The organism is Rhodococcus sp. BH4 (assembly GCF_002079265.1).
GTDB lineage: Bacteria > Actinomycetota > Actinomycetes > Mycobacteriales > Mycobacteriaceae > Rhodococcus_F > Rhodococcus_F qingshengii.
Genome location: NZ_CP014941.1, coordinates 2,411,953 through 2,429,663, shown reverse-complemented (window position 1 = coordinate 2,429,663; position 17,711 = coordinate 2,411,953). Strand labels below are relative to the sequence as shown.

Here is a 17,711-nt window from a genome sequence, read left to right as displayed (position 1 = left end):
CTCACCCGAAAGAGCCTACGTCCCGGAGCGGGCTTTCGGCGGGCGAGGAATGAAGTAACTTGTCCGCTGCTGATACTCGCGATAGCCCGGACGCTGTTCCATGTGTCGCTCGAGCAACCGCGCTCCGGTGGCGAAGACCAGGAAGTACGTCATGGCGATCGGTGAGAGGACGGTCAACACCCCCGGCCACACGGACGCCGAGACGAGGAAGATCCCCCACCAGACACACGCGTCGCCGAAATAGTTGGGATGCCGCGTCCATGCCCACAAACCTTGATCCATGATGTGGCCACGGCTGCCCGGATCGGATTTGAACTCCTCCATCTGTCGGTCGCCGACCGTCTCGAACGTGACGCCGACAATCCACAGCGCGATTCCGAGTACGACAAGAAGTCCGAAGCTGCCGTTCGACACTGCTGCGACCTGGATCGGCAGGGAGACGAACCACAACGAAATCCCCTGCGTGAGATAGATCTTGCGGATCGCATACAGCGTTCGATTACCCGTCGCTCGTCCGAGCATTTCTTCGTACCGCGGGTCTTCACCTTTGCCACGCGATCGAATCGCCATGTGCGTCGCCAACCGCAGACCCCAGATCGCCACGAGCGCAAGCATCAGCAACCGGCGCCAGAGGTCGCCGGTTCCCACTATCGCGGACACGAGCGCGATCAGAACGAAGCCGGCGCCCCATGACACGTCGACAACGTTGTGGCGCCCGATCCGTACACCGATCGTGGCTGTCACCGCCATTCCGACGGCGATCGCCAGCAGACTCGTGAGTGTGACCACTCCGAACGCGCCCCAGTCGAATCCGTTCATCGCCGCGACACCCACTGCGGCCGTACCGGTTCCATACCCGATCGACCATCACCGTGCGGCCGGACCGACAGAATCTGATCGACGCCCATCCTGCCGTCCCGAAATGCCATCCCTCCGCCGACGAGGTAGAGACGCCACACCCGGGCGACTTCGACACCTACGAGTTCCACGACGCGATCCCAGTTCGATTCGAAGGTCTCGACCCACGCGTCGACGGTCCGCACGTAGTGCTCACGCAGGGCGTGGACGTCCCGCACTTCGAGTCCACCTTCCTCGATCATCGCAACAGTGCGACCGACGGGCCGCATGTACATGTCCGGCGCGATGAACGACTCGATGAACGGACCTCCCCCGGGGTGCGGGCCAGTGCGGGACATCTGCTGAATCAGCACACGGCCACCGGCAATAACATTGTCGTGGAGCGCTTTCACGTACGTCGGATAGTTGTCCTCACCGACGTGCTCACCCATCTCGATGGACGCGACCGCATCGAAGGGACCGTCTGGAATCTCTCGATAATCTTGGAGGCGAATCTCGACCCAGTCTTCCAAACCGAGCGCGCGGACCTTCGCGTCGACAAAAGCCTTCTGCTCCGCCGAGATCGTGATTCCGACAACCCTGGCGCCGTACTCCCGCGCTGCATGCAGGCTGAGCGAGCCCCAACCACAGCCGACATCGAGAAACCGCAAGCCTCGCGCTCGATCGAGACCGACCTTGCGGCACACCAGGTCCAGCTTGTCTGTCTGTGAGTCTTCGAGCGTGTAGTCCGGTGCATCGGAAGTCCAATAGCCCGAGGAGTACGCCATGTTCTCATCGAGGATCAATTGGTAGAAATCGTTCGACAAATCGTAGTGGTGCCCGATCGCCTCGCGGTCGCGGGCGAGGCTGTGCAGGCGCCCCTTCACCTGAGCCTGCGACGCCGGCGGAGCCAAAGGTCTCCCGAAAGCACCGAAGGATCGCGCAGCCTTGACCACGGCCAGGACAAGCGAGGGTGTCGGGGTAATCGACCCGAGCCCCCGCTCGGCAGACACCTTCCACACGTATGTGAGTGCATCGCCTAGATCGCCCTCGACGTCGAGTTCACCGAGAACATATGCCTGCGCAGCCCCCAACTCGCCGGGATTCCAGAGCAAGCGTCGCAAAACGTTCGGGCTGTAGAGCGTCACTTTCGGAGCATCTTCCGGACCTGCCGTGCTGCCGTCCCATGCAGTCAACCGCACCGGAAGTTCGCCGCCGACAAGTGGACTGAGGATGTCCGAGAGACGACCCGCAACGCCGGTACCTTGTGTCGTTCGATCCACTGTGGCAGTCATCGCTGGTTCCTCCGATCGAGAACAATTTGCTGGACGTCGAGATACCCCGACCGAAACCCCGCCTCGGAGTAGCAGAGATAGAAATGCCACATGCGCGCGAACACTGCGTCGAACCCGAGCGCGGACGCCTCGTCGGTGCGAGCGCTGAATCGCTCGTCCCACAGTCGCAACGTCTGCGCGTAGTGATCGCCCATCGACATCCGCTCACGCACCCGCAGGGTTGTCATGCGCTCGGTGACGTCCTCGATCGCCCGCACCGACGGGAGAAATCCGCCGGGGAAGATGTACTTGTGCACCCAGGTGTAGGTGTTGCGGGTCGCGAGCATTCGATCGTGCGGCATCGTGATGGCTTGGATCGCCGCGCGCCCACCCGGCGCCAGCAGGGCGTCGATCGTCTGGAAGTAGCTTCCCCAGTACTGGTGGCCGACGGCCTCGATCATCTCGACCGACACAACGGCGTCGTACTCCCCCTGTACCTGCCGATAGTCGAGAAGGTCGACCTGAACGCGATCTGCCAGTCCCGCAGCGCTTATCCGCTTCGCTGCCAATTCCTGCTGTTCGACCGAAAGTGTCACCGAGCGCACCGTCGCTCCCCGTTGGGCAGCTCGGATCGCCAATTCTCCCCAGCCTGTGCCGATTTCGAGCACTCGCGAACCGGGTCCGACACCTGCGCCATCCAGCAGTCGATCGATCTTCCGATGCTGCGCCGCTGCGAGCACGTCCCACGATGGGGTCGCCCCTACCGACAGATCCTCGAAGAGGGCACTGGAATACGTCATGGTGTCGTCGAGGAACAGTTCGAACATCTCGTTCGAGAGGTCGTAGTGCCGGGAGATGTTCGAGCGCGTGTTCTGCGTCGAATTCCGTTCACTGCGAGGCTGCTTCGGAATGTAGAGGCCTCGTAGCCGCTGCAGGAAGTCGGGAATGAGCGTCGCCACGCGGGAGGCGAAGACTTCCAGGACCGCAGTGAGGTCGGATGCTTCCCAATCGCCCGCCATGTAAGACTCGCCGAATCCGATCAAACCACTGTCCCCCACACGAGCAGCGAAGTCGTCTGGGCGGTGAATGACCATCAACGGCGAATCGGGGCTACCGCCACCGGAGAACTCACCGTTGGGCATCTGGACACGCAGCGGCAAACGTGCGACCGCCTTGTGGAACAGGGCGCGGGCAACCGGTGATGCAACCCGCACTTTGAGCCCGCTCGGCACGGTGGCGACGCCAGGCCACCGCTCGGTTTCGATCGTGTGAGCGGAAGGTTCGGTGCCGAGAGTGGTTGTGGTCATTGCACTGCCTCCTGCGGGTGATGTTGCGGTCGGGGAACGATGGGTAAGCGCCTGGCCCACAGCCGGATTCCTTGAAATCTGATCTGCGCGGCGACTCGGAGCGGAGCCAGCGGGATGGCGAGCGCACTGCGCACGATCTCGCGCGTCGTCGCCGGCACACAACGACCGGACACCGTGGCCACGAAGGGCGCCTTGCCGTCACGGGCCAGAACTATCGAGAGCGCGAGCGCGGTGTCGGGTAGCGGAAGTCGCATCCGGTACTCGCCGTCCAGATCGTTGAACGGAGATACGTAGAACTCTTTGGACGTGCGAACCGCGCCACGTTCGTCGGTTTCGAGCAGGTAGCAGTGCCGCTCGCCGTAGGTGTTGTGAACCTCGGCAACGACGCACCGCTGACTGCCGTCGTCGTTCAGACACCAGAACACACTCAGCGGGTTGAATACATGGCCGAACACACGCGCGTTCGCAAGCATGAGGATGCGACCGCCGGCGAACTCCAATCCGTTGGTTGCCAGAAAAGTCTCGACGTTGGCACGAATCGATCGAGTGGGGTCGCCGAGGTGATCCCCGGCGTCGAACTTCGCCAAGGGCCGCAAAGCCTTCGGAAGCTCGGGCAAATCGTCGACGTCGACGAGCCAGCTGTAGCTTCGGTACTCGAACTCGTTGTGCAGCGGCTCCGTTCGTACGTGCCGGATGCTCGTATGAACGATGGACGGCGTGATGGGAGTAGTCACGGCCACCGACCTCCGACGCGTTCGGCGGCGCGCAGGCCAGAGAGTGCACCGTCCTCGTGGAAGCCCCATCCGTGGTATGCGCCGGCAAACGCGAGTACGTCCGAGTCCAGCTCAGGAAGCCGCGCTTGAGCGGCGACGGAGGTGGGTGTGTACTGCGGATGCTCGTAGGTCATCTGATCGATCACCGACTCCGGGGCCACCATTTCGTCTCCCCCCAACGTCACCAGGTAGCGCCGGCCGGTCTCCGGCAGCCGCTGCAACCTCGTCATGTCGTAGCTGACCAGAACGTGATCCGGCTTCGCGTTGCATTCAGGGATGTAGTAGTTCCACGACGCGCGCGCATTGGTGTTGCCGGGCAGCACATTTTCGTCCGTGTGAAGTTGGGTGTGGTTGACGGAGTACGGCATTGCACCGAGGACCTGGGATTCGACAGGCGTCGGATCCGCCAAAATCTTCAGCGCTTGCTGCGGATGCGTTGCGACCACGGCTGCGTCGAAGGTCTGGATCTGGTCGTCGCCGTCACGAATGTCGACGCGATCGTCGAACCGGTGGATTGCGCGCACCGGCGTGTTGAGTCGGATATCCCCGATACTTTTGGCGACGAGACGAACGTATTCGCCCGATCCACCGGTGACTGTTCGCCAGGTCGGCGATCCAGTGACGCTCAGCATTCCGTGGTGATCGAGGAACGAGAACAGGTACCGCGCGGGATATTTCAGCGCCGAGCCGGGATCACACGACCAGACTGCCGACACGAGCGGAGTCATGAAGTGAGCGGTGAAGTAGTCGGAGAACCGGCCGCTGCGCAGAAACACCCCAAGTGTCTGGTCAGGTGCCGACGGATCCGTGTTGTCGAGCAATGCGCGGGCACGGCGGTGGAAGCGCTTGACCTCCATCAACATCGACAGAAAACTGCCGTTCACCAGCAGCCCCGGCGTCGGGAGAACGCCGCGCAACCCTTGGCCTCCCGAGTACTCGAGCCCGCACCCCCCACACCTGACCGACATGCTCATATCGGATTCCTGCGTAGGCACATCTAGTTCTGCGAACAATCGCAACAATGTCGGATAGGTGCGATCGTTGTGGACGATGAACCCCGTGTCGATGGCGAGGCTTCGCCCTTCCGGGTCGGTGACCGAATGGGTGTCCGCGTGCCCGCCGAGCCGTGAATCCGCTTCGTAGAGGGTGACGTCACTGTCCTTACTGAGCACCCACGCCGCTGTCAGACCTGCGACACCACTACCGACGACGGCCACCTTGCGATTGTCGGAACTCATCGTCGTTCTCCCATCTTTGTTGCGGCTACCCCGCGACTCATTCCTGCGATTGCATCCGCGACGAGGCGATGCCAAGTCGCCGCCCGACGGAGCATGAAGTGGCCTGCGCCGTCGATGCCGATCCATTCAGCGCTCTTACCCGACGCCTGCAGTTCGTCGACCTTTCGCCGCGACACCTCCGGATCGGTCCAGGAGTCAGCCGTGCCGTGAAGGACTGACAGTGGTGTGTCCGAACGCAGATTCACCGACGTTCCATCGGGCCACCACGGCGCCAGCGCGACCACACCGACCACCGCCGGATCGCCACATAGTTCGGCGGCGACCCGTCCGCCCATCGAGTGCCCCAGCAGGATCACCTGAGCTTGTGAATTACGTTTCGTTATCGCGTCGAGTGCGGCGCGGGCGTCGGCGACCGGACTGCGCTCGGCACCGTTCCAACCTCGGACTCGATAGCGAGCCTGCACCGCCTTGACACCGGAGAGGCGAAGCTGAGCGGTGAACGGGCACATCCGAAGGTTGGACAGATGCCAGGCGCGAGCCGGGCGATGGCTCGATACCTTTCCTCCAGGCAGCACTAGCACCACCAGGTGCTGGTCACCGTCCTGCTGTTGCCGTCGGTTGGGCGTCATACACGGCATTCGGAGCCGAAAACCATTTGGATGGGGTTCGTAGAATTTCTTTTGTGAATCGTGAAGCACTCGTCGGCGATGTCCTCGACGCCATGGACGCCAACTTGGTATCCCATGCCTGCCACCTGCATGAACACTTGCCGACGGGATCGGTCACGGTCTCTGCAGATGTTGTCGTCGCAGACAGCGGCCTCACCGACGACACTTTCAACATCATCGCTGGTGCGCGCTTCGCTGTACCTGCTGCTGAAGGCCCGGAAGAAGACCGACGACTACTCGACGTACTCGCGTGGCTTCGAGCAACCGGTCGTCCGTTCTCCTGGTGGACAGGTCCGCGCGACAAGCCCTCTGACCTCGGCGCTCGCTTGTCAGCCCTCGGCTGCGTGCACTCCGAGGAAGAAAGAGCGATGACGGCAGACTTGAACGTCGTCCCACGCCCAACGCCTGTCTCAGAACTGTGCGTTCAGCGAGTGACGACTCGTTCGCAGCTCGCCGACTACGCCGCCGTGATGGCCGCCAATTGGTCGCCGCCCTCAACCGCAGTAATACGTTTCTTCGAAGACACCGCCGATGACATCCTCGATGAGCGCTCGCGGAGTTCGTTTGTCGTGGGATACGCGAACTCCCAGCCTGTCGCCGGAGCCGAGGTCCATTTTGCCGCCGACGTCGCCGGACTGTATGGGGTCGTCACACTCGAAACGGCGCGCCGACGCGGATTCGGCTCGGCGGTCACCCTTGCCGCACTCGACATCGCCCGCGAGCGAGGTGCCCGAACCGCTGTACTTCAGGCGTCCAGCGACGGCGCACAGCTCTATCGAAACGCTGGCTTCGAGGATGTCGGTACCTACGCCGAGTACTCGATCGGCAGCGGTTAGACGTCCCCGCGGGGACGCTTTCCGTCCTCATCCACGGATGTGTGTCGGTACTGGCATCTATTATCGAACGTACATTCGAAACAATGTCGGACACGCGCCGGGGGCAACGATGAACGCAGAACTGACCGATACCGCAGAACTGACCGATACCGCAGCACTGATCAATGAAGAAACGCAGGGTTCCACCCGAAGCGACGTAGAGCAACTCGGCTCCGAAATCTGCGCTCTCGCCGGCCAGATCGCCGCGGCCACGGCTCGATTCCTCACCCTCCTGTCGAAGTTCGACGAAGACCGCGGCTGGTCCGGCCCTGGACTGCATTCATGCGCCCACTGGCTGTCGTGGAAATGTGGAATGAGCCTGCACACCGGCAGGGAATATGTTCGCGTCGCCAAAGCGCTCCGACCTTTGCCCGAGATGCGGAAGGCCTTCGAGCAAGGCCGGCTGTCCTACTCGAAGGTTCGCGCACTCACCCGGGTCACCACGCCGTCAAACGAAAAGCAGATGGTTCGGTTCGGATGCGAGGCGCCCGCAGCCCAGATCGATCGTCTCGCCGCAGGTCTGCGTAAAGCAACCGACAATGAATCCGGCAAAAGCAAAGCGCCCGAACATCTTCAGGTCCGCTGGCATTGGGACTCTGATACGGGCGAGTTTGTCATCAAAGGACGCCTGCCCGCACAGGACGGCGCCCGAATCCTCGCAGCATTGGCGGCGGCGGAACGTGAACGCACCCGAACCGCTGCCATCCGCCCTGTCGACGAGAAGGCTACAAAGAACCCGGCCGGAAATATCGGACCAGGACTCGTCGCGATGGCAGAGCTCGCCACCGCCGCAGTCACAGACCGCACGTCCAAGGCCGCCGCGAACGAAGTTGTGTTCTTTCACGAAGCGAACACCGTCCGTGTACCGAGTGGACCCGCGCTCCCCCAAAGTGCCGCCGAGGAAGTGCTCTGCAACGCGAAACTTCGCCTGGGAACGACAAAGGAGGGATGCGTTTTGAATCTGGGCCGAAGGACCCGCGTCGTCAGCGCCAAACAAATGCTGGCATTGAATTACCGCGACGGATCTTGCCGCACACCGGGTTGCGGGCGGACTCGCTTCTTACACGCACATCACGTGAAATTCTGGGGACGCGGCGGAAATACGGACTTGGACAATCTGATCATGCTGTGCGGCACCTGCCACCGCGCGCTGCATGACGGCCAGTTCACGATCACTGCTCTCGGCGAGCAGAAGTTCGAGTTCCTTTACGCCAATGGTGACGTCATCGACCCAGCACCACCGACCGAGGGATTCGCTGATGGCCTACTGCGCGGAGACATACCCGACGACGCGATCATCCCAAGATGGGACGGCGAGCCCCTTCACCTCGATCACGCGGTCAGCGTCATCCTCGACGGTTGGGCCGCCTGAGGAAACATTGGTCTAGTCCAATCTGAATCTGCCGTGAACAACAGGACAACCCTCACATCCAGGTAGTGCAATTGGTCTAGTCCTATCGCAAGATGCTTAGCGTGACCAAGAAAATCGCACGCACCTCAGCCGCTATCACACTCCTCCTCGCCGGCGCTGTTGCTGCCGGAACTGCAACTGCTGCAGCAATTCCCGGATCGTCCGACCTCAATCCGTCGGCCGCCGAGAAGACAGTTGTCATCGGCCTCGACGGCACTATGCTCAGCCACATCAAGACCGCCGACGCTCCCCGCCTCCAGAAGCTGATCGCCGAAGGAACCAGCGGAGAATCTTCCATCCTCGGCCACACCACCATCTCCGGACCGTCGTGGTCGACCATCCTGACCGGAGTCTGGGATACCAAGCACGGAGTCAAGGACAACACGTACGCGGGCGCCCGCTTCGACCTCTACCCGAGCGTCTTCACCCGGCTGGAAACAGCAAAGCCCTCCCTCCTCACCGAATCGATCTCCACCTGGGGCGGCATCGACAACATCGCCTCCAGTGGGACACCGAAAGCCGACGTTGTCGTCACCACGGCCGATGCAGGTTCCGGAGCGGCCACCGACGCTGCGACGGCAGACGCCGTCGCCCGCGACATCACAGACAAGGGACCTGACCTGATCTTCACCCAACTCGATCAGGTGGACGGCGCGGGACATAGCGGCGGCACCAACGGCGCTGCGTACGAAGAGTCCATCGCCTCGGTCGATGCTCAGGTGGGCAAGATTGTCGATGCCGTCGATCAGCGCGCAGCAAAGACCGGTGAGAAGTGGACCGTACTGGTCACTGCGGATCATGGGCACAAGCCCACCGGCGGGCACGGCGGTCAGACACCCGCGGAAGCAACGACATTCGTCATAGCACGCGGCTCGGGATACGCGGCCGGTAAGAACACAGACTCGTACACGATCGCCGACATCACCCCGACAATCCTCCAGAGCCTGGGCGTTGCATTGCCTACCGATTTGGACGGCAAGCCGCTGGCCAAGGAAGCTCCCGGCTTCGTCGGCTCGGTCGACCTGGGATTCTTCGGCTCCTGATCGCAAGAAGTCCCGAGCGCGGCAGCAAAGCGCCGCAACAAAACAGCAGCAAGGCAACAAAAAGGTCGGGCCGGAGAGCGTGTGCTCTCCGGCCCGACCTGTTGTGGAGCTGCCGGGAATTGAACCCGGGTCCTACGTTGAATCGCTAGGGCTTCTCCGTGTGCAGTTCGCTAAGTCTCTACTTGGATCTCCCAGTCTCGCGAACAAGCTAGGATGACGATCCCAGTCACTGTTTGATGTCCCATCCGACTCCGTGACCGAGCCGAACAGTAAAGCCCTCTAGCTGATGCCAGGAACCGGGTCGAGGGCAACCCCGGGCTGACAGACACGCTTCGCTACTTAGGCAGCGAGAGCGTAGTCGCGCTGATTGGAATCGGCGCTTATAGGTTTGCAGCGACGCTTACGGTGGTCTCTTGCCTGCACCGACACGCTTCCCCTAACTCAACACACGCAGTCGAAACCGTTCAGCCCCGTGTGTGCCCCGCGTCTTTCGTGGGTCTATTCACTATAACGCGCCGAAGTTCGGAAGTCATACCAATTAATCGGCGGCACTTTCCGTGTCCTTCGCCCCAGCTGATTCCTGCACCCCAGCCGTTTCCTGCACTGCAGCCATCTCACGCTCGGCGGCACCGGTGATGTTGGTGATCATCCCCTGGAAGACGACTCCGTGGAAAGGCAGGATCGCATACCAGTACGCCCGACCCGCGAGCCCGCGAGGGAAGAAGACCGCGCGTTGATCGAGGTGGGAACCCACCGGCCGTCCGTCGGCACCGGCTGGGCCTTCTGATACTCGCAACTCCAACCATGCTCCGCCCGGGACCTTCATCTCGGCGCGCAATCGGAGCAACTTGCCTCGATCGATTTCTTCGACCCTCCAAAAGTCCAGGGCTTCGCCCGTGTTGAGCCGGCGTGGATCCCGCCTGCCCCGGCGCAGTCCGACACCACCGACCGCGCGGTCCATCCACCCCCGAATGGCCCACGCCAAAGGGAATGAATACCAACCGTTCTCGCCGCCGATCGACTCGACCACCGACCAGAGGGTTTTCGGATCCGCCGCGCAGTCACGTTCGCGATGATCGACGTAGACCGCTTCGCCGGCCCAATCCGGGTCGGATGGAAGAGGATCGGATGGAGCGCCCGCGATCGTTGCACCGGACCACGCCGTCTCCACCTCACCGGTGTCGATCTTTCGAAGTGCCAGTCGCACCGCTTCTCGATACGGCGTGAGGCCCTCGGCGGGAGGCGGGATGAAGCCGTCGATGTCGTGATTGTGCATCACCGCGTCGTTCTGCAGGGATTCGATCAGGGGCATCGCCAAACCTCGTGGGATCGGCGTGACCAATCCCACCCAGTGACCTGCCAGACGCGGGGTGAGGACGGGCAGGACGAGGATGCGTCGGCGTACCAATCCAGCGACGTCGGCGTAGGTGTTCATCATTTCGCCGTACTGCATGACATCCGGCCCACCGATGTCGAAGGCGCGGTTGACCTCCGGCGTCGTCGCCGCGGCTGCAATCAAATAGTGGAGTACGTCACGCACCGCGATCGGCTGAATGTTGTTGTGCACCCACTTGGGTGTGGTCATCACCGGAAGCCGATTGGTCAAGTGGCGCACCATTTCGAAGGACGCCGAACCCGATCCGATCACCACTCCAGCTTGGAACACAACCGTCGGAACCTCGGAGTCGAGCAGGATCCGACCGACTTCGAGCCGGGACTGCAAGTGAGTCGACAACTCTCGGTCGGAGGGATGAAGCCCGCCCAGGTAGACGATCCGTCGCACCCCCGCATCGCGGGCAGCGGCGGCGACGTTCTCCGCGCTTCGCTTGTCGATATCCGAGAACGACCCTCCCCCACCCATGGCGTGAACGAGGTAGTAGACCACGTCGATATCATCGAAAACACCTGAGAGGGTGGCACTGTCGGTCAGATCCCCGCGCTTGATCTCCACGGAATCGTGCCAGGGAACATCGCGTAGTTTCTCCGGGCTGCGCACCACCACTCGAACTCGATGACCCTCTTCGACCAGGCGAGGGGCAAGACGTCCGCCGATGTATCCGGTCGCACCCGTGATCAACACTCTCACTGCGTCCATCACCCCACGCTACGCACAATTCAACTGCGAAGCGCGAGTGCAACCCCGAGGTCGTCGTTGGTCAACATCATGTTGATCCCCGCTCCGGCCTTCGCCCCGGCGGCTGCGGCCATGATGACCTGGGCACCCGGGTCCACGACATTGCCCGCGGCGAACACGCCGGGCACGCTTGTGACCCCCATCATGTCGACTGTGACGAAATCGCCCATCATCGTCTCGGCGCGCTGCGCACCGAATGCGCGCAAGATCGCATCGTTGGGGTCCATCGTGAGGGCGCCACCGACGAAGACCGCCGAACGCGCGACCACACTGCCGTCGGCCAACCGCACGCCCACCAACCGATCATCCTCGACGACGGGACCGGCAACCTCACCCTCGACGATCGAAATACCGCGAGCCGCAAGCTTTTCCCGATCTTCGGAACTCAGTTCGGTGATGCGATGAAGGAAGAGAACCACGTCATCGGACCACTGGCGAACCATGAGCGCCTGGTGCATCGCAAATTCCGCGCTCTTGGCGATCACGCCGAGCGGCTGATCACGCACGCCGTACCCGTGGCAGTACGGGCAGTGCAACACATCGCGGCCCCAACGCTCGCCGAAGACTTCGAGTTCTACCGGTAGGCGGTCCGTCAGACCCGTCGAAACAAGCACCTTGCGCACCTGAATCTTGCTGCCGCCAGCCAGTTCTACCGAGAATTTCTCGCCGTCCCGTGTCACGGAGACAACGGTGCCGTCATGGAACTCGCCGCCGAATTTGCGGACCTCACCTCGGCCGATGGTCAACAATTCTGCCGGGTTCATGCCGTCACGGGAGAGGAATCCGTTCATGTGGTCGGCGGCCGCGTTCCGTGGCGATCCGTTGTCGAAGACGATCACGGACCTGCGTGCCTGACCGAGAATGAGTGCGGCGTTGAGGCCTGCCGCACCGGCTCCGATTACTGCTACGTCGAATGAGTTCTGCGTCATGAATCCAGAATGACAAGAGAACGCAGTCTTGACAAACACTGTTGCCACTTTGGCAAAATGAGTGCATGACCGAACCATCGTTCGAAGCCGTACTAGCCGGCATCGGCCCTCGCCTACGTGCGTTGCGCCAACAGTCCGGGATGACCCTGGCCGATTTGTCGGAGGCCACCGACATCAGCGTCAGCACACTGTCGAGACTCGAATCCGGTACTCGCCGAGCCAACTTGGAGTTGCTGCTGCCGATTGCCAAGGCACACGGCGTCCCGTTGGACGACCTGGTGAACAGCAAGATCAAGGACCCCCGCGTTCGAGAAGAACCTCGAACGGTCGGATGTATGACGGTCATTCCGCTGACCAGTCAACCCGGCAATCTGCAGGCCTACAAGATGATCATCTCGCCCACCGACGACGATCGCGAACCGGGATCCCACGAGGGCTACGAGTGGGTCTACGTTCTGTCCGGGCGCATCCGACTCCAACTCGGCGATCGGGATTTCATCATGGGCGCAGGCGAGGCCGCCGAGTTCGACACGCACATCCCGCACCGCATCAGTGCTGCCGACGGCCGGCCGGCCGAGGCGATCAGCCTCTTCGGAAAACAAGGCGAGCGGGTTCACCTACGCGCAGCGCCGGCCGACAGACGCGGCTGAAACGCTAGGACTGAAAACGCTGGAACTCGAAAAAATCTAGGCGCCCGCGACGGCAATCATGCCGACTGCCGCCAGCGCCAACAGCATTCCCGCTTGTTGCACGCGGCTTACCCGCTCGCCCAGCATCACCATGGCGAGCAGAACCGTCGCAGCCGGATACAGCGAACCGATCACGCTGACCAGTGAGAGCATTCCGCCTTGGAAGGCGTAGATCATCGTCCCGTTCGCGACGACGTCGAGGACGCTGACGTACACCGCGAGCTTGAGTGGCTCGCCTCGTGGGAGAACGAAGTGACCGGCCGCCAGCGCGACCAACCACACCACGACGGTCGCGGCACCTCGAGATACGGCCAACGCCCACAGCCCGCTGCCCTCGCCGATCTGGTGAAGTGCGATGAACGAGAGTGCAAATGCGCCACCGCTTCCGACGGTCAGAAGAGCCACTTGTCTGGTGAAGCGGAGGGCGATTCCGCCGGCAACCTCACCCGCGGTGTCGTCAGGCGACTCGCGGCTGACCAGGACGACGGCGACCAGCGCGACGGCAATACCCAGGTACGCGATCAACCCCGGCCGCTCACCGAAAGCGAAGCCGACGAGCACCGGAATGCCCGCCACCAGAACAGCTGTCAGCGGCGAGACCACCGACATGGGGCCGGTTGCCAGCGCGAGATAGAACCACCAGACCGCCAGACCACTCGTGACGCCCGCGATCGCACCCCAGATCAGACCGTTCGGCGTCAGCGTCCCGGATACGAAAGGTGCTGCGATCAGAACGATGACGAGCGAGAGTGGATACGAGACGATCACCACACGCAGTGCGGCAACTCGTCGTGACGCAACTCCCCCGACGAAGTCGCTGACTCCGTAGGCAACTGCCGCCACGAGGGCAAGCAGGATGGAGGTCAGCGCATGCCCTTGATACGACGACCGAGCTCGCGGGTCACCTCGCGCTCGGCGGTGCGCTTGGCCATGTCCTGGCGCTTGTCGTAGTCCTGCTTACCCTTTGCCAGTGCGAGTTCGACCTTGACCTTGCCGTCGTTGAAGTACATCGACAGCGGGACCAGCGTCTGGTTTCCCTCGCGGGTCTTGCCGACGAGGTGCTCGATTTCACGCTTGTGCAGCAGGAGCTTTCGGGTACGACGTGGCGAATGGTTGTTCCACGTGCCTTGCGTGTACTCCGGAATGTGCAACGAGCGCAACCACACTTCGCCGTTGTCCACCGTGGCGAACGCGTCGACGAGCGACGCCTTGCCTTCACGCAGACTCTTGACCTCGGTCCCGACGAGAGCGATACCGGCCTCGTAGGTGTCGATGATCGTGTAGTTGTGGCGTGCTTTGCGATTGGTCGCAATGACCTTGCGGCCCTTTTCCTTCACTGTCCGGGCCTCTCAGTCCGCTGTCTTGCTGTCGAATGGTTCTTGCTGTTCCAGCATAGAAGCTCGTGCAAACCGATTATTCGCGGACGTACAGACGCAGCGTCACGTACGCCGTCACCGCGGCCATTCCGACACCGGCAAGTACGAGGATCGGCGAGACGAACAGCACGTCACTGTTGGATATCCGCGCCACGATGTTTGCTTCGTAGACGTCGGACAGGACCCCGTCGATGAAGACGTTCTTCGCCGTGAACAGCCCGGCAATGGCGAGCACCGCACCGATCAAGGCCGCCACGACGGCTTCGAGGAGGAACGGAAGCTGGGTGTACCAACGCGTCGCGCCGACCAACCGCATGATGTTGACCTCGGTACGACGCGTGAACGCGGCGATCTGGACCATGTTGGCGATGAGCAGGATGGCCGCTATCGCCTGGACGATCGCGATCGCGAACGCTGCGTTGCGCACTCCACCGAGCACGCTGAACAGTCGGTCCACCAACTCGCGCTGATTGAGCACACTCTCGACGCCGGGCCTCGAACCGAAGGTGTCGTTGATGACGCCGAACCGCTCCGGGTCACTGAGCTTGACCTTGAACGACGCCGGGAAGCTGTCGGGGCTCACCAGCGCTGCCAGTTCGGGCTGGTCCTTGAACACGCGCTCGGTGGCGTCCTTCACGGCGTCTTCGCGGTTGAGGTACTGAACCGCGACGACGGACGGAGTCTGCTCGAGTTCCTTGCGCAACGAACTGCAGATCTCCTGCTCGCAACCGGGATCGGCCGAAGAGATGTCGTCGGTCAGGAAGATCTGCACCTCGACGCGTTCGAGGAAGATCTGCTGGGTCTTGCCTGCCATCTGCACGACCAGCAGACCGCCGCCGAAGAGTCCGAGGGAGATCGCCGTCGTCAAGATCATGGCGATGGTCATCGTGATGTTGCGGCGTAGGCCGGTCAGGACTTCGCTGAAAATAAAGCTGGCGCGCATCGGGGAATCCGATTCCTTTTCGAGAGGCCGGTTGTTTCACGACAACCGGTGGGCGTACGGGACGTGTGGTCGTAGTCGGCGCTACCTGCCGACGCCGTACACACCCCGCGCTTCGTCTCTGGTCACCTTGCCGAGATCGAGTTCGATGACGCGTCGACGCATGGAGTCGACGATGTGGTGATCGTGGGTCGCCATCACGACGGTGGTGCCGGTGCGGTTGATCCGCTCGAGCAGCAGCATGATGTCCTGGCTCGTTTCGGGGTCCAGGTTGCCGGTGGGCTCGTCGGCGAGCAGCACGAGAGGGCGGTTCACGAATGCGCGGGCGATGGCGACGCGCTGCTGCTCACCGCCGGAAAGTTCGGTGGGCAGTCGATCGGCTTTGCCGGCCAGACCGACCATGTCGAGAACCTCGGGCACAGTGCGCGCGATGACGTTGCGGGGCTTGCCGATGACTTCCAATGCAAAGGCCACGTTCTCGGAGACCGTCTTCTGCTGAAGCAAGCGGAAGTCCTGGAACACACAGCCCATGCTCTGGCGAAGCTTCGGCACGCGGCGGGCCGCCAACTTGTTGACGTGGAAATCCGCGACCTCGATGTCGCCGGACGTGGGCGACTCCATCTTGAGCAGCAACCGCATGAACGTCGACTTGCCGGAGCCGGAGGGGCCGATGAGGAAGACGAACTCCCCCTTCTCCACCTCCACACTGACCTTGTCGAGCGCCGGCCTGGTGGAGGCCTTGTAGGACTTCGACACATTCTTCATGCTGATCACAACTAGCCAGTCTAGCCGTTATCTAACGGTGACCTTGGCGCCACGCGCGAGCACCCTCGTCCTTATCCGGTACCGGTGGTCGCGGGTGACTGCGGCACCGACGTCGGTGCCTGCATCGCCGCGCCAGGTTGGGGAACGGTCGTCGTCGCCGGAGTGGTCGGCACCGTGGTCGCGGACTGTTCGGCGTTGCCCGGCGCAGGCGCGGGACCCGAAGTCGGCGTCGGAGAACCTGAGCTGCCCGTGCTCGATTCCGGAGACTGGGTCTCGGACGTAGTCGTCGGCTCGCTCGAGGACGGCACGGGGGTCGTCGTCGACGGTTTGACCGAGGGCGCGACGTAAGGCTCGGTCTGCGACGTGTCCACGCTGGGCGGTGGTGTCACTGCGGTCGGGTCCTCAGGATTGAGATACGTATGCAACAGATACGTCAATATCCACGCCACGATGAGAATGAAGGTAGAGGTTCGCATCCGGCCGCCGAAAATCCGGGACGGGAGCCAGTCCAGGTGAAACAGTCGGTCGAGTCCGCGGCGCGGTTCCTGATCGGTCATTCGCTCGCCTCCTCGGTCCGTACGGTGTGCAGATCCGGTGACACCGTGATCCCCTGACGTCGCAGCGCTGCGGCGACGCGGACGCGAAGAGCGCGTCCGACCTGGAACTGTTTGCCAGGGAGTGTGCGCGCGACCATCCGCACGTTGACCTGATCGACCTCCAGGCTTTCGACGCCCATGACCGTGGGCTCGTCGAGCAGCAGTTTCTTGAGTCCGCGGTCGGCCATCGCGTCGACTCCGACCTGGCGAAGCACCTCGTTGACCCGGGTGAGATCGGCGGTCGCCGGAACCGGAACGTCGATGACGGCGCGTGCCCAATCCTTGGACAGGTTGGTCGCTTTCACGATCTGGCCGTTGGGAACGGTGATGACCTCGCCGTCGGAGTTTCGCATCCGCGTCACGCGCAGGGTCACGTCCTCGATGACACCTTCGGCGTCGTCGGAGGAGCCGGTGATCGCAAGCCGGACGGTGTCACCGAAGCCGTACTGACGTTCGGTGATGATGAAGAAACCGGCAAGAATGTCCTGCACGACGCGCTGTGCACCGAAACCGAGCGCCGCACCGAGAACGGTCGCCGGCGCGACGAGACTTCCGATCGGCAGGTTCAGTTGGTCGAGAACCTTCAGCGTCGCGATCACGTAGATGAACGTGATGACCACCCAGGTGATGACCTGCGCGACCGAGTGACGATGCTTGGTCGCCTCGGAACGAACCAGCGCATCGCCCAACTGATAGTTGGAGTCGATCTGGTCGGTGACCTTGTTGCCTCCCCAACTGACCAACCGGGCGAGAATCATCGCCCCGAGCACGGTCATGAGGACGGACAAACCGGTGGTTTGAAGCCAATCGAGCAGGTTCTGCCCAGGTCGAAGTAAAGTCATCGTGCCTTTCGGTA

18 protein-coding genes and 1 other RNA gene are annotated in these 17,711 nt (G+C 62.4%); 4 read left to right on the top strand and 15 right to left on the bottom strand.

The window, feature by feature from the left end:
* Positions 1 to 15 precede the first annotated feature (15 nt).
* The 6 genes from A0W34_RS11280 to A0W34_RS11255 are packed head-to-tail and all read right to left on the bottom strand — an operon-like array spanning position 16 to position 6,058.
* Positions 16 to 819: a DUF1295 domain-containing protein gene (locus A0W34_RS11280; protein WP_037130102.1), complete on the bottom strand. Its 804-nt coding sequence runs from the start codon at positions 817 to 819 to the stop codon at positions 16 to 18.
* Positions 816 to 2,132 (bottom strand): SAM-dependent methyltransferase, encoded by a 1,317-nt coding sequence (locus tag A0W34_RS11275; protein WP_081557690.1) that lies wholly within the window; start codon positions 2,130 to 2,132, stop codon positions 816 to 818. Before A0W34_RS11275 ends, A0W34_RS11280 begins: the two co-directional genes overlap by 4 nt.
* Positions 2,129 to 3,418 carry an SAM-dependent methyltransferase gene (locus A0W34_RS11270; protein WP_003942339.1) on the bottom strand — a complete coding sequence of 430 codons (1,290 nt, stop codon included), beginning with the start codon at positions 3,416 to 3,418 and terminating at the stop codon, positions 2,129 to 2,131. The genes A0W34_RS11275 and A0W34_RS11270 overlap by 4 nt, the downstream gene beginning before the upstream one ends.
* Complete coding sequence (locus A0W34_RS11265; protein ID WP_054826108.1) at positions 3,415 to 4,158, bottom strand: DUF1365 domain-containing protein; 744 nt, start codon at positions 4,156 to 4,158, stop codon at positions 3,415 to 3,417. Before A0W34_RS11265 ends, A0W34_RS11270 begins: the two co-directional genes overlap by 4 nt.
* Positions 4,149 to 5,429, bottom strand: coding sequence for an NAD(P)/FAD-dependent oxidoreductase (locus A0W34_RS11260; RefSeq protein WP_081557689.1), 1,281 nt, complete (start codon positions 5,427 to 5,429; stop codon positions 4,149 to 4,151). The genes A0W34_RS11265 and A0W34_RS11260 overlap by 10 nt, the downstream gene beginning before the upstream one ends.
* Positions 5,426 to 6,058, bottom strand: a complete 633-nt coding sequence (locus A0W34_RS11255) for a dienelactone hydrolase family protein (RefSeq protein WP_063316608.1) — start codon at positions 6,056 to 6,058, stop codon at positions 5,426 to 5,428. The genes A0W34_RS11260 and A0W34_RS11255 overlap by 4 nt, the downstream gene beginning before the upstream one ends.
* 53 nt (positions 6,059 to 6,111) lie before the next feature.
* On the opposite strand from A0W34_RS11255, the gene A0W34_RS11250 reads away from it, so the two are divergent.
* The 3 genes from A0W34_RS11250 (at position 6,112) to A0W34_RS11240 (ending at position 9,426) form a co-directional block, all read left to right on the top strand.
* Positions 6,112 to 6,933, top strand: a complete 822-nt coding sequence (locus A0W34_RS11250) for a GNAT family N-acetyltransferase (protein WP_081557688.1) — start codon at positions 6,112 to 6,114, stop codon at positions 6,931 to 6,933.
* Between the two features lie 109 nt (positions 6,934 to 7,042).
* On the top strand, positions 7,043 to 8,344 hold the full coding sequence (locus A0W34_RS11245) for an HNH endonuclease signature motif containing protein (RefSeq protein WP_081557687.1): 1,302 nt from the start codon (positions 7,043 to 7,045) through the stop codon (positions 8,342 to 8,344).
* Between the two features lie 101 nt (positions 8,345 to 8,445).
* Positions 8,446 to 9,426 (top strand): alkaline phosphatase family protein, encoded by a 981-nt coding sequence (locus A0W34_RS11240; RefSeq protein WP_058038582.1) that lies wholly within the window; start codon positions 8,446 to 8,448, stop codon positions 9,424 to 9,426.
* 101 nt (positions 9,427 to 9,527) lie between these two features.
* On the opposite strand, the gene ssrA is transcribed toward A0W34_RS11240, so the two are convergent.
* The 3 genes from ssrA to A0W34_RS11225 form a co-directional block, all read right to left on the bottom strand.
* Positions 9,528 to 9,898: a transfer-messenger RNA gene (gene ssrA, locus A0W34_RS11235) on the bottom strand.
* Between the two features lie 66 nt (positions 9,899 to 9,964).
* Positions 9,965 to 11,521: an SDR family oxidoreductase gene (locus A0W34_RS11230; RefSeq protein ID WP_058038581.1), complete on the bottom strand. Its 1,557-nt coding sequence runs from the start codon at positions 11,519 to 11,521 to the stop codon at positions 9,965 to 9,967.
* Between the two features lie 20 nt (positions 11,522 to 11,541).
* On the bottom strand, positions 11,542 to 12,489 hold the full coding sequence (locus tag A0W34_RS11225; protein WP_081558790.1) for an NAD(P)/FAD-dependent oxidoreductase: 948 nt from the start codon (positions 12,487 to 12,489) through the stop codon (positions 11,542 to 11,544).
* A gap of 65 nt (positions 12,490 to 12,554) precedes the next feature.
* Here A0W34_RS11225 and A0W34_RS11220 point away from each other — a divergent pair, with 65 nt between their 5' ends.
* On the top strand, positions 12,555 to 13,139 hold the full coding sequence (locus tag A0W34_RS11220; protein ID WP_065455536.1) for a helix-turn-helix domain-containing protein: 585 nt from the start codon (positions 12,555 to 12,557) through the stop codon (positions 13,137 to 13,139).
* A gap of 36 nt (positions 13,140 to 13,175) precedes the next feature.
* Here the strand turns inward: A0W34_RS11220 and A0W34_RS11215 are convergent, their stop codons facing one another.
* The 6 genes from A0W34_RS11215 to A0W34_RS11190 all read right to left on the bottom strand — a co-directional run bounded on the left by A0W34_RS11215 (position 13,176) and on the right by A0W34_RS11190 (position 17,697).
* Positions 13,176 to 14,033 carry a DMT family transporter gene (locus A0W34_RS11215; RefSeq protein WP_081557686.1) on the bottom strand — a complete coding sequence of 286 codons (858 nt, stop codon included), beginning with the start codon at positions 14,031 to 14,033 and terminating at the stop codon, positions 13,176 to 13,178.
* A gap of 8 nt (positions 14,034 to 14,041) precedes the next feature.
* Entirely contained in the window at positions 14,042 to 14,515 is a 474-nt protein-coding gene (gene smpB, locus A0W34_RS11210; protein ID WP_003942330.1) for an SsrA-binding protein SmpB, read from the bottom strand.
* A gap of 76 nt (positions 14,516 to 14,591) precedes the next feature.
* Positions 14,592 to 15,497, bottom strand: a complete 906-nt coding sequence (gene ftsX, locus A0W34_RS11205; RefSeq protein ID WP_003942367.1) for a permease-like cell division protein FtsX — start codon at positions 15,495 to 15,497, stop codon at positions 14,592 to 14,594.
* Positions 15,498 to 15,578: 81 nt separating this feature from the next.
* A complete protein-coding gene (gene ftsE / locus A0W34_RS11200; RefSeq protein WP_020969258.1) occupies positions 15,579 to 16,259 on the bottom strand; it encodes a cell division ATP-binding protein FtsE in 681 nt (226 codons plus the stop codon).
* Positions 16,260 to 16,330: 71 nt separating this feature from the next.
* Entirely contained in the window at positions 16,331 to 16,816 is a 486-nt protein-coding gene (locus A0W34_RS33155; protein ID WP_081557685.1) for a hypothetical protein, read from the bottom strand.
* The gene (locus A0W34_RS11190) at positions 16,813 to 17,697 is read right to left on the bottom strand and encodes a mechanosensitive ion channel family protein (RefSeq protein ID WP_003942304.1); all 885 of its coding nucleotides are present in this window, start codon (positions 17,695 to 17,697) and stop codon (positions 16,813 to 16,815) included. Before A0W34_RS11190 ends, A0W34_RS33155 begins: the two co-directional genes overlap by 4 nt.
* Between the last annotated feature and the right edge of the window lie 14 nt (positions 17,698 to 17,711).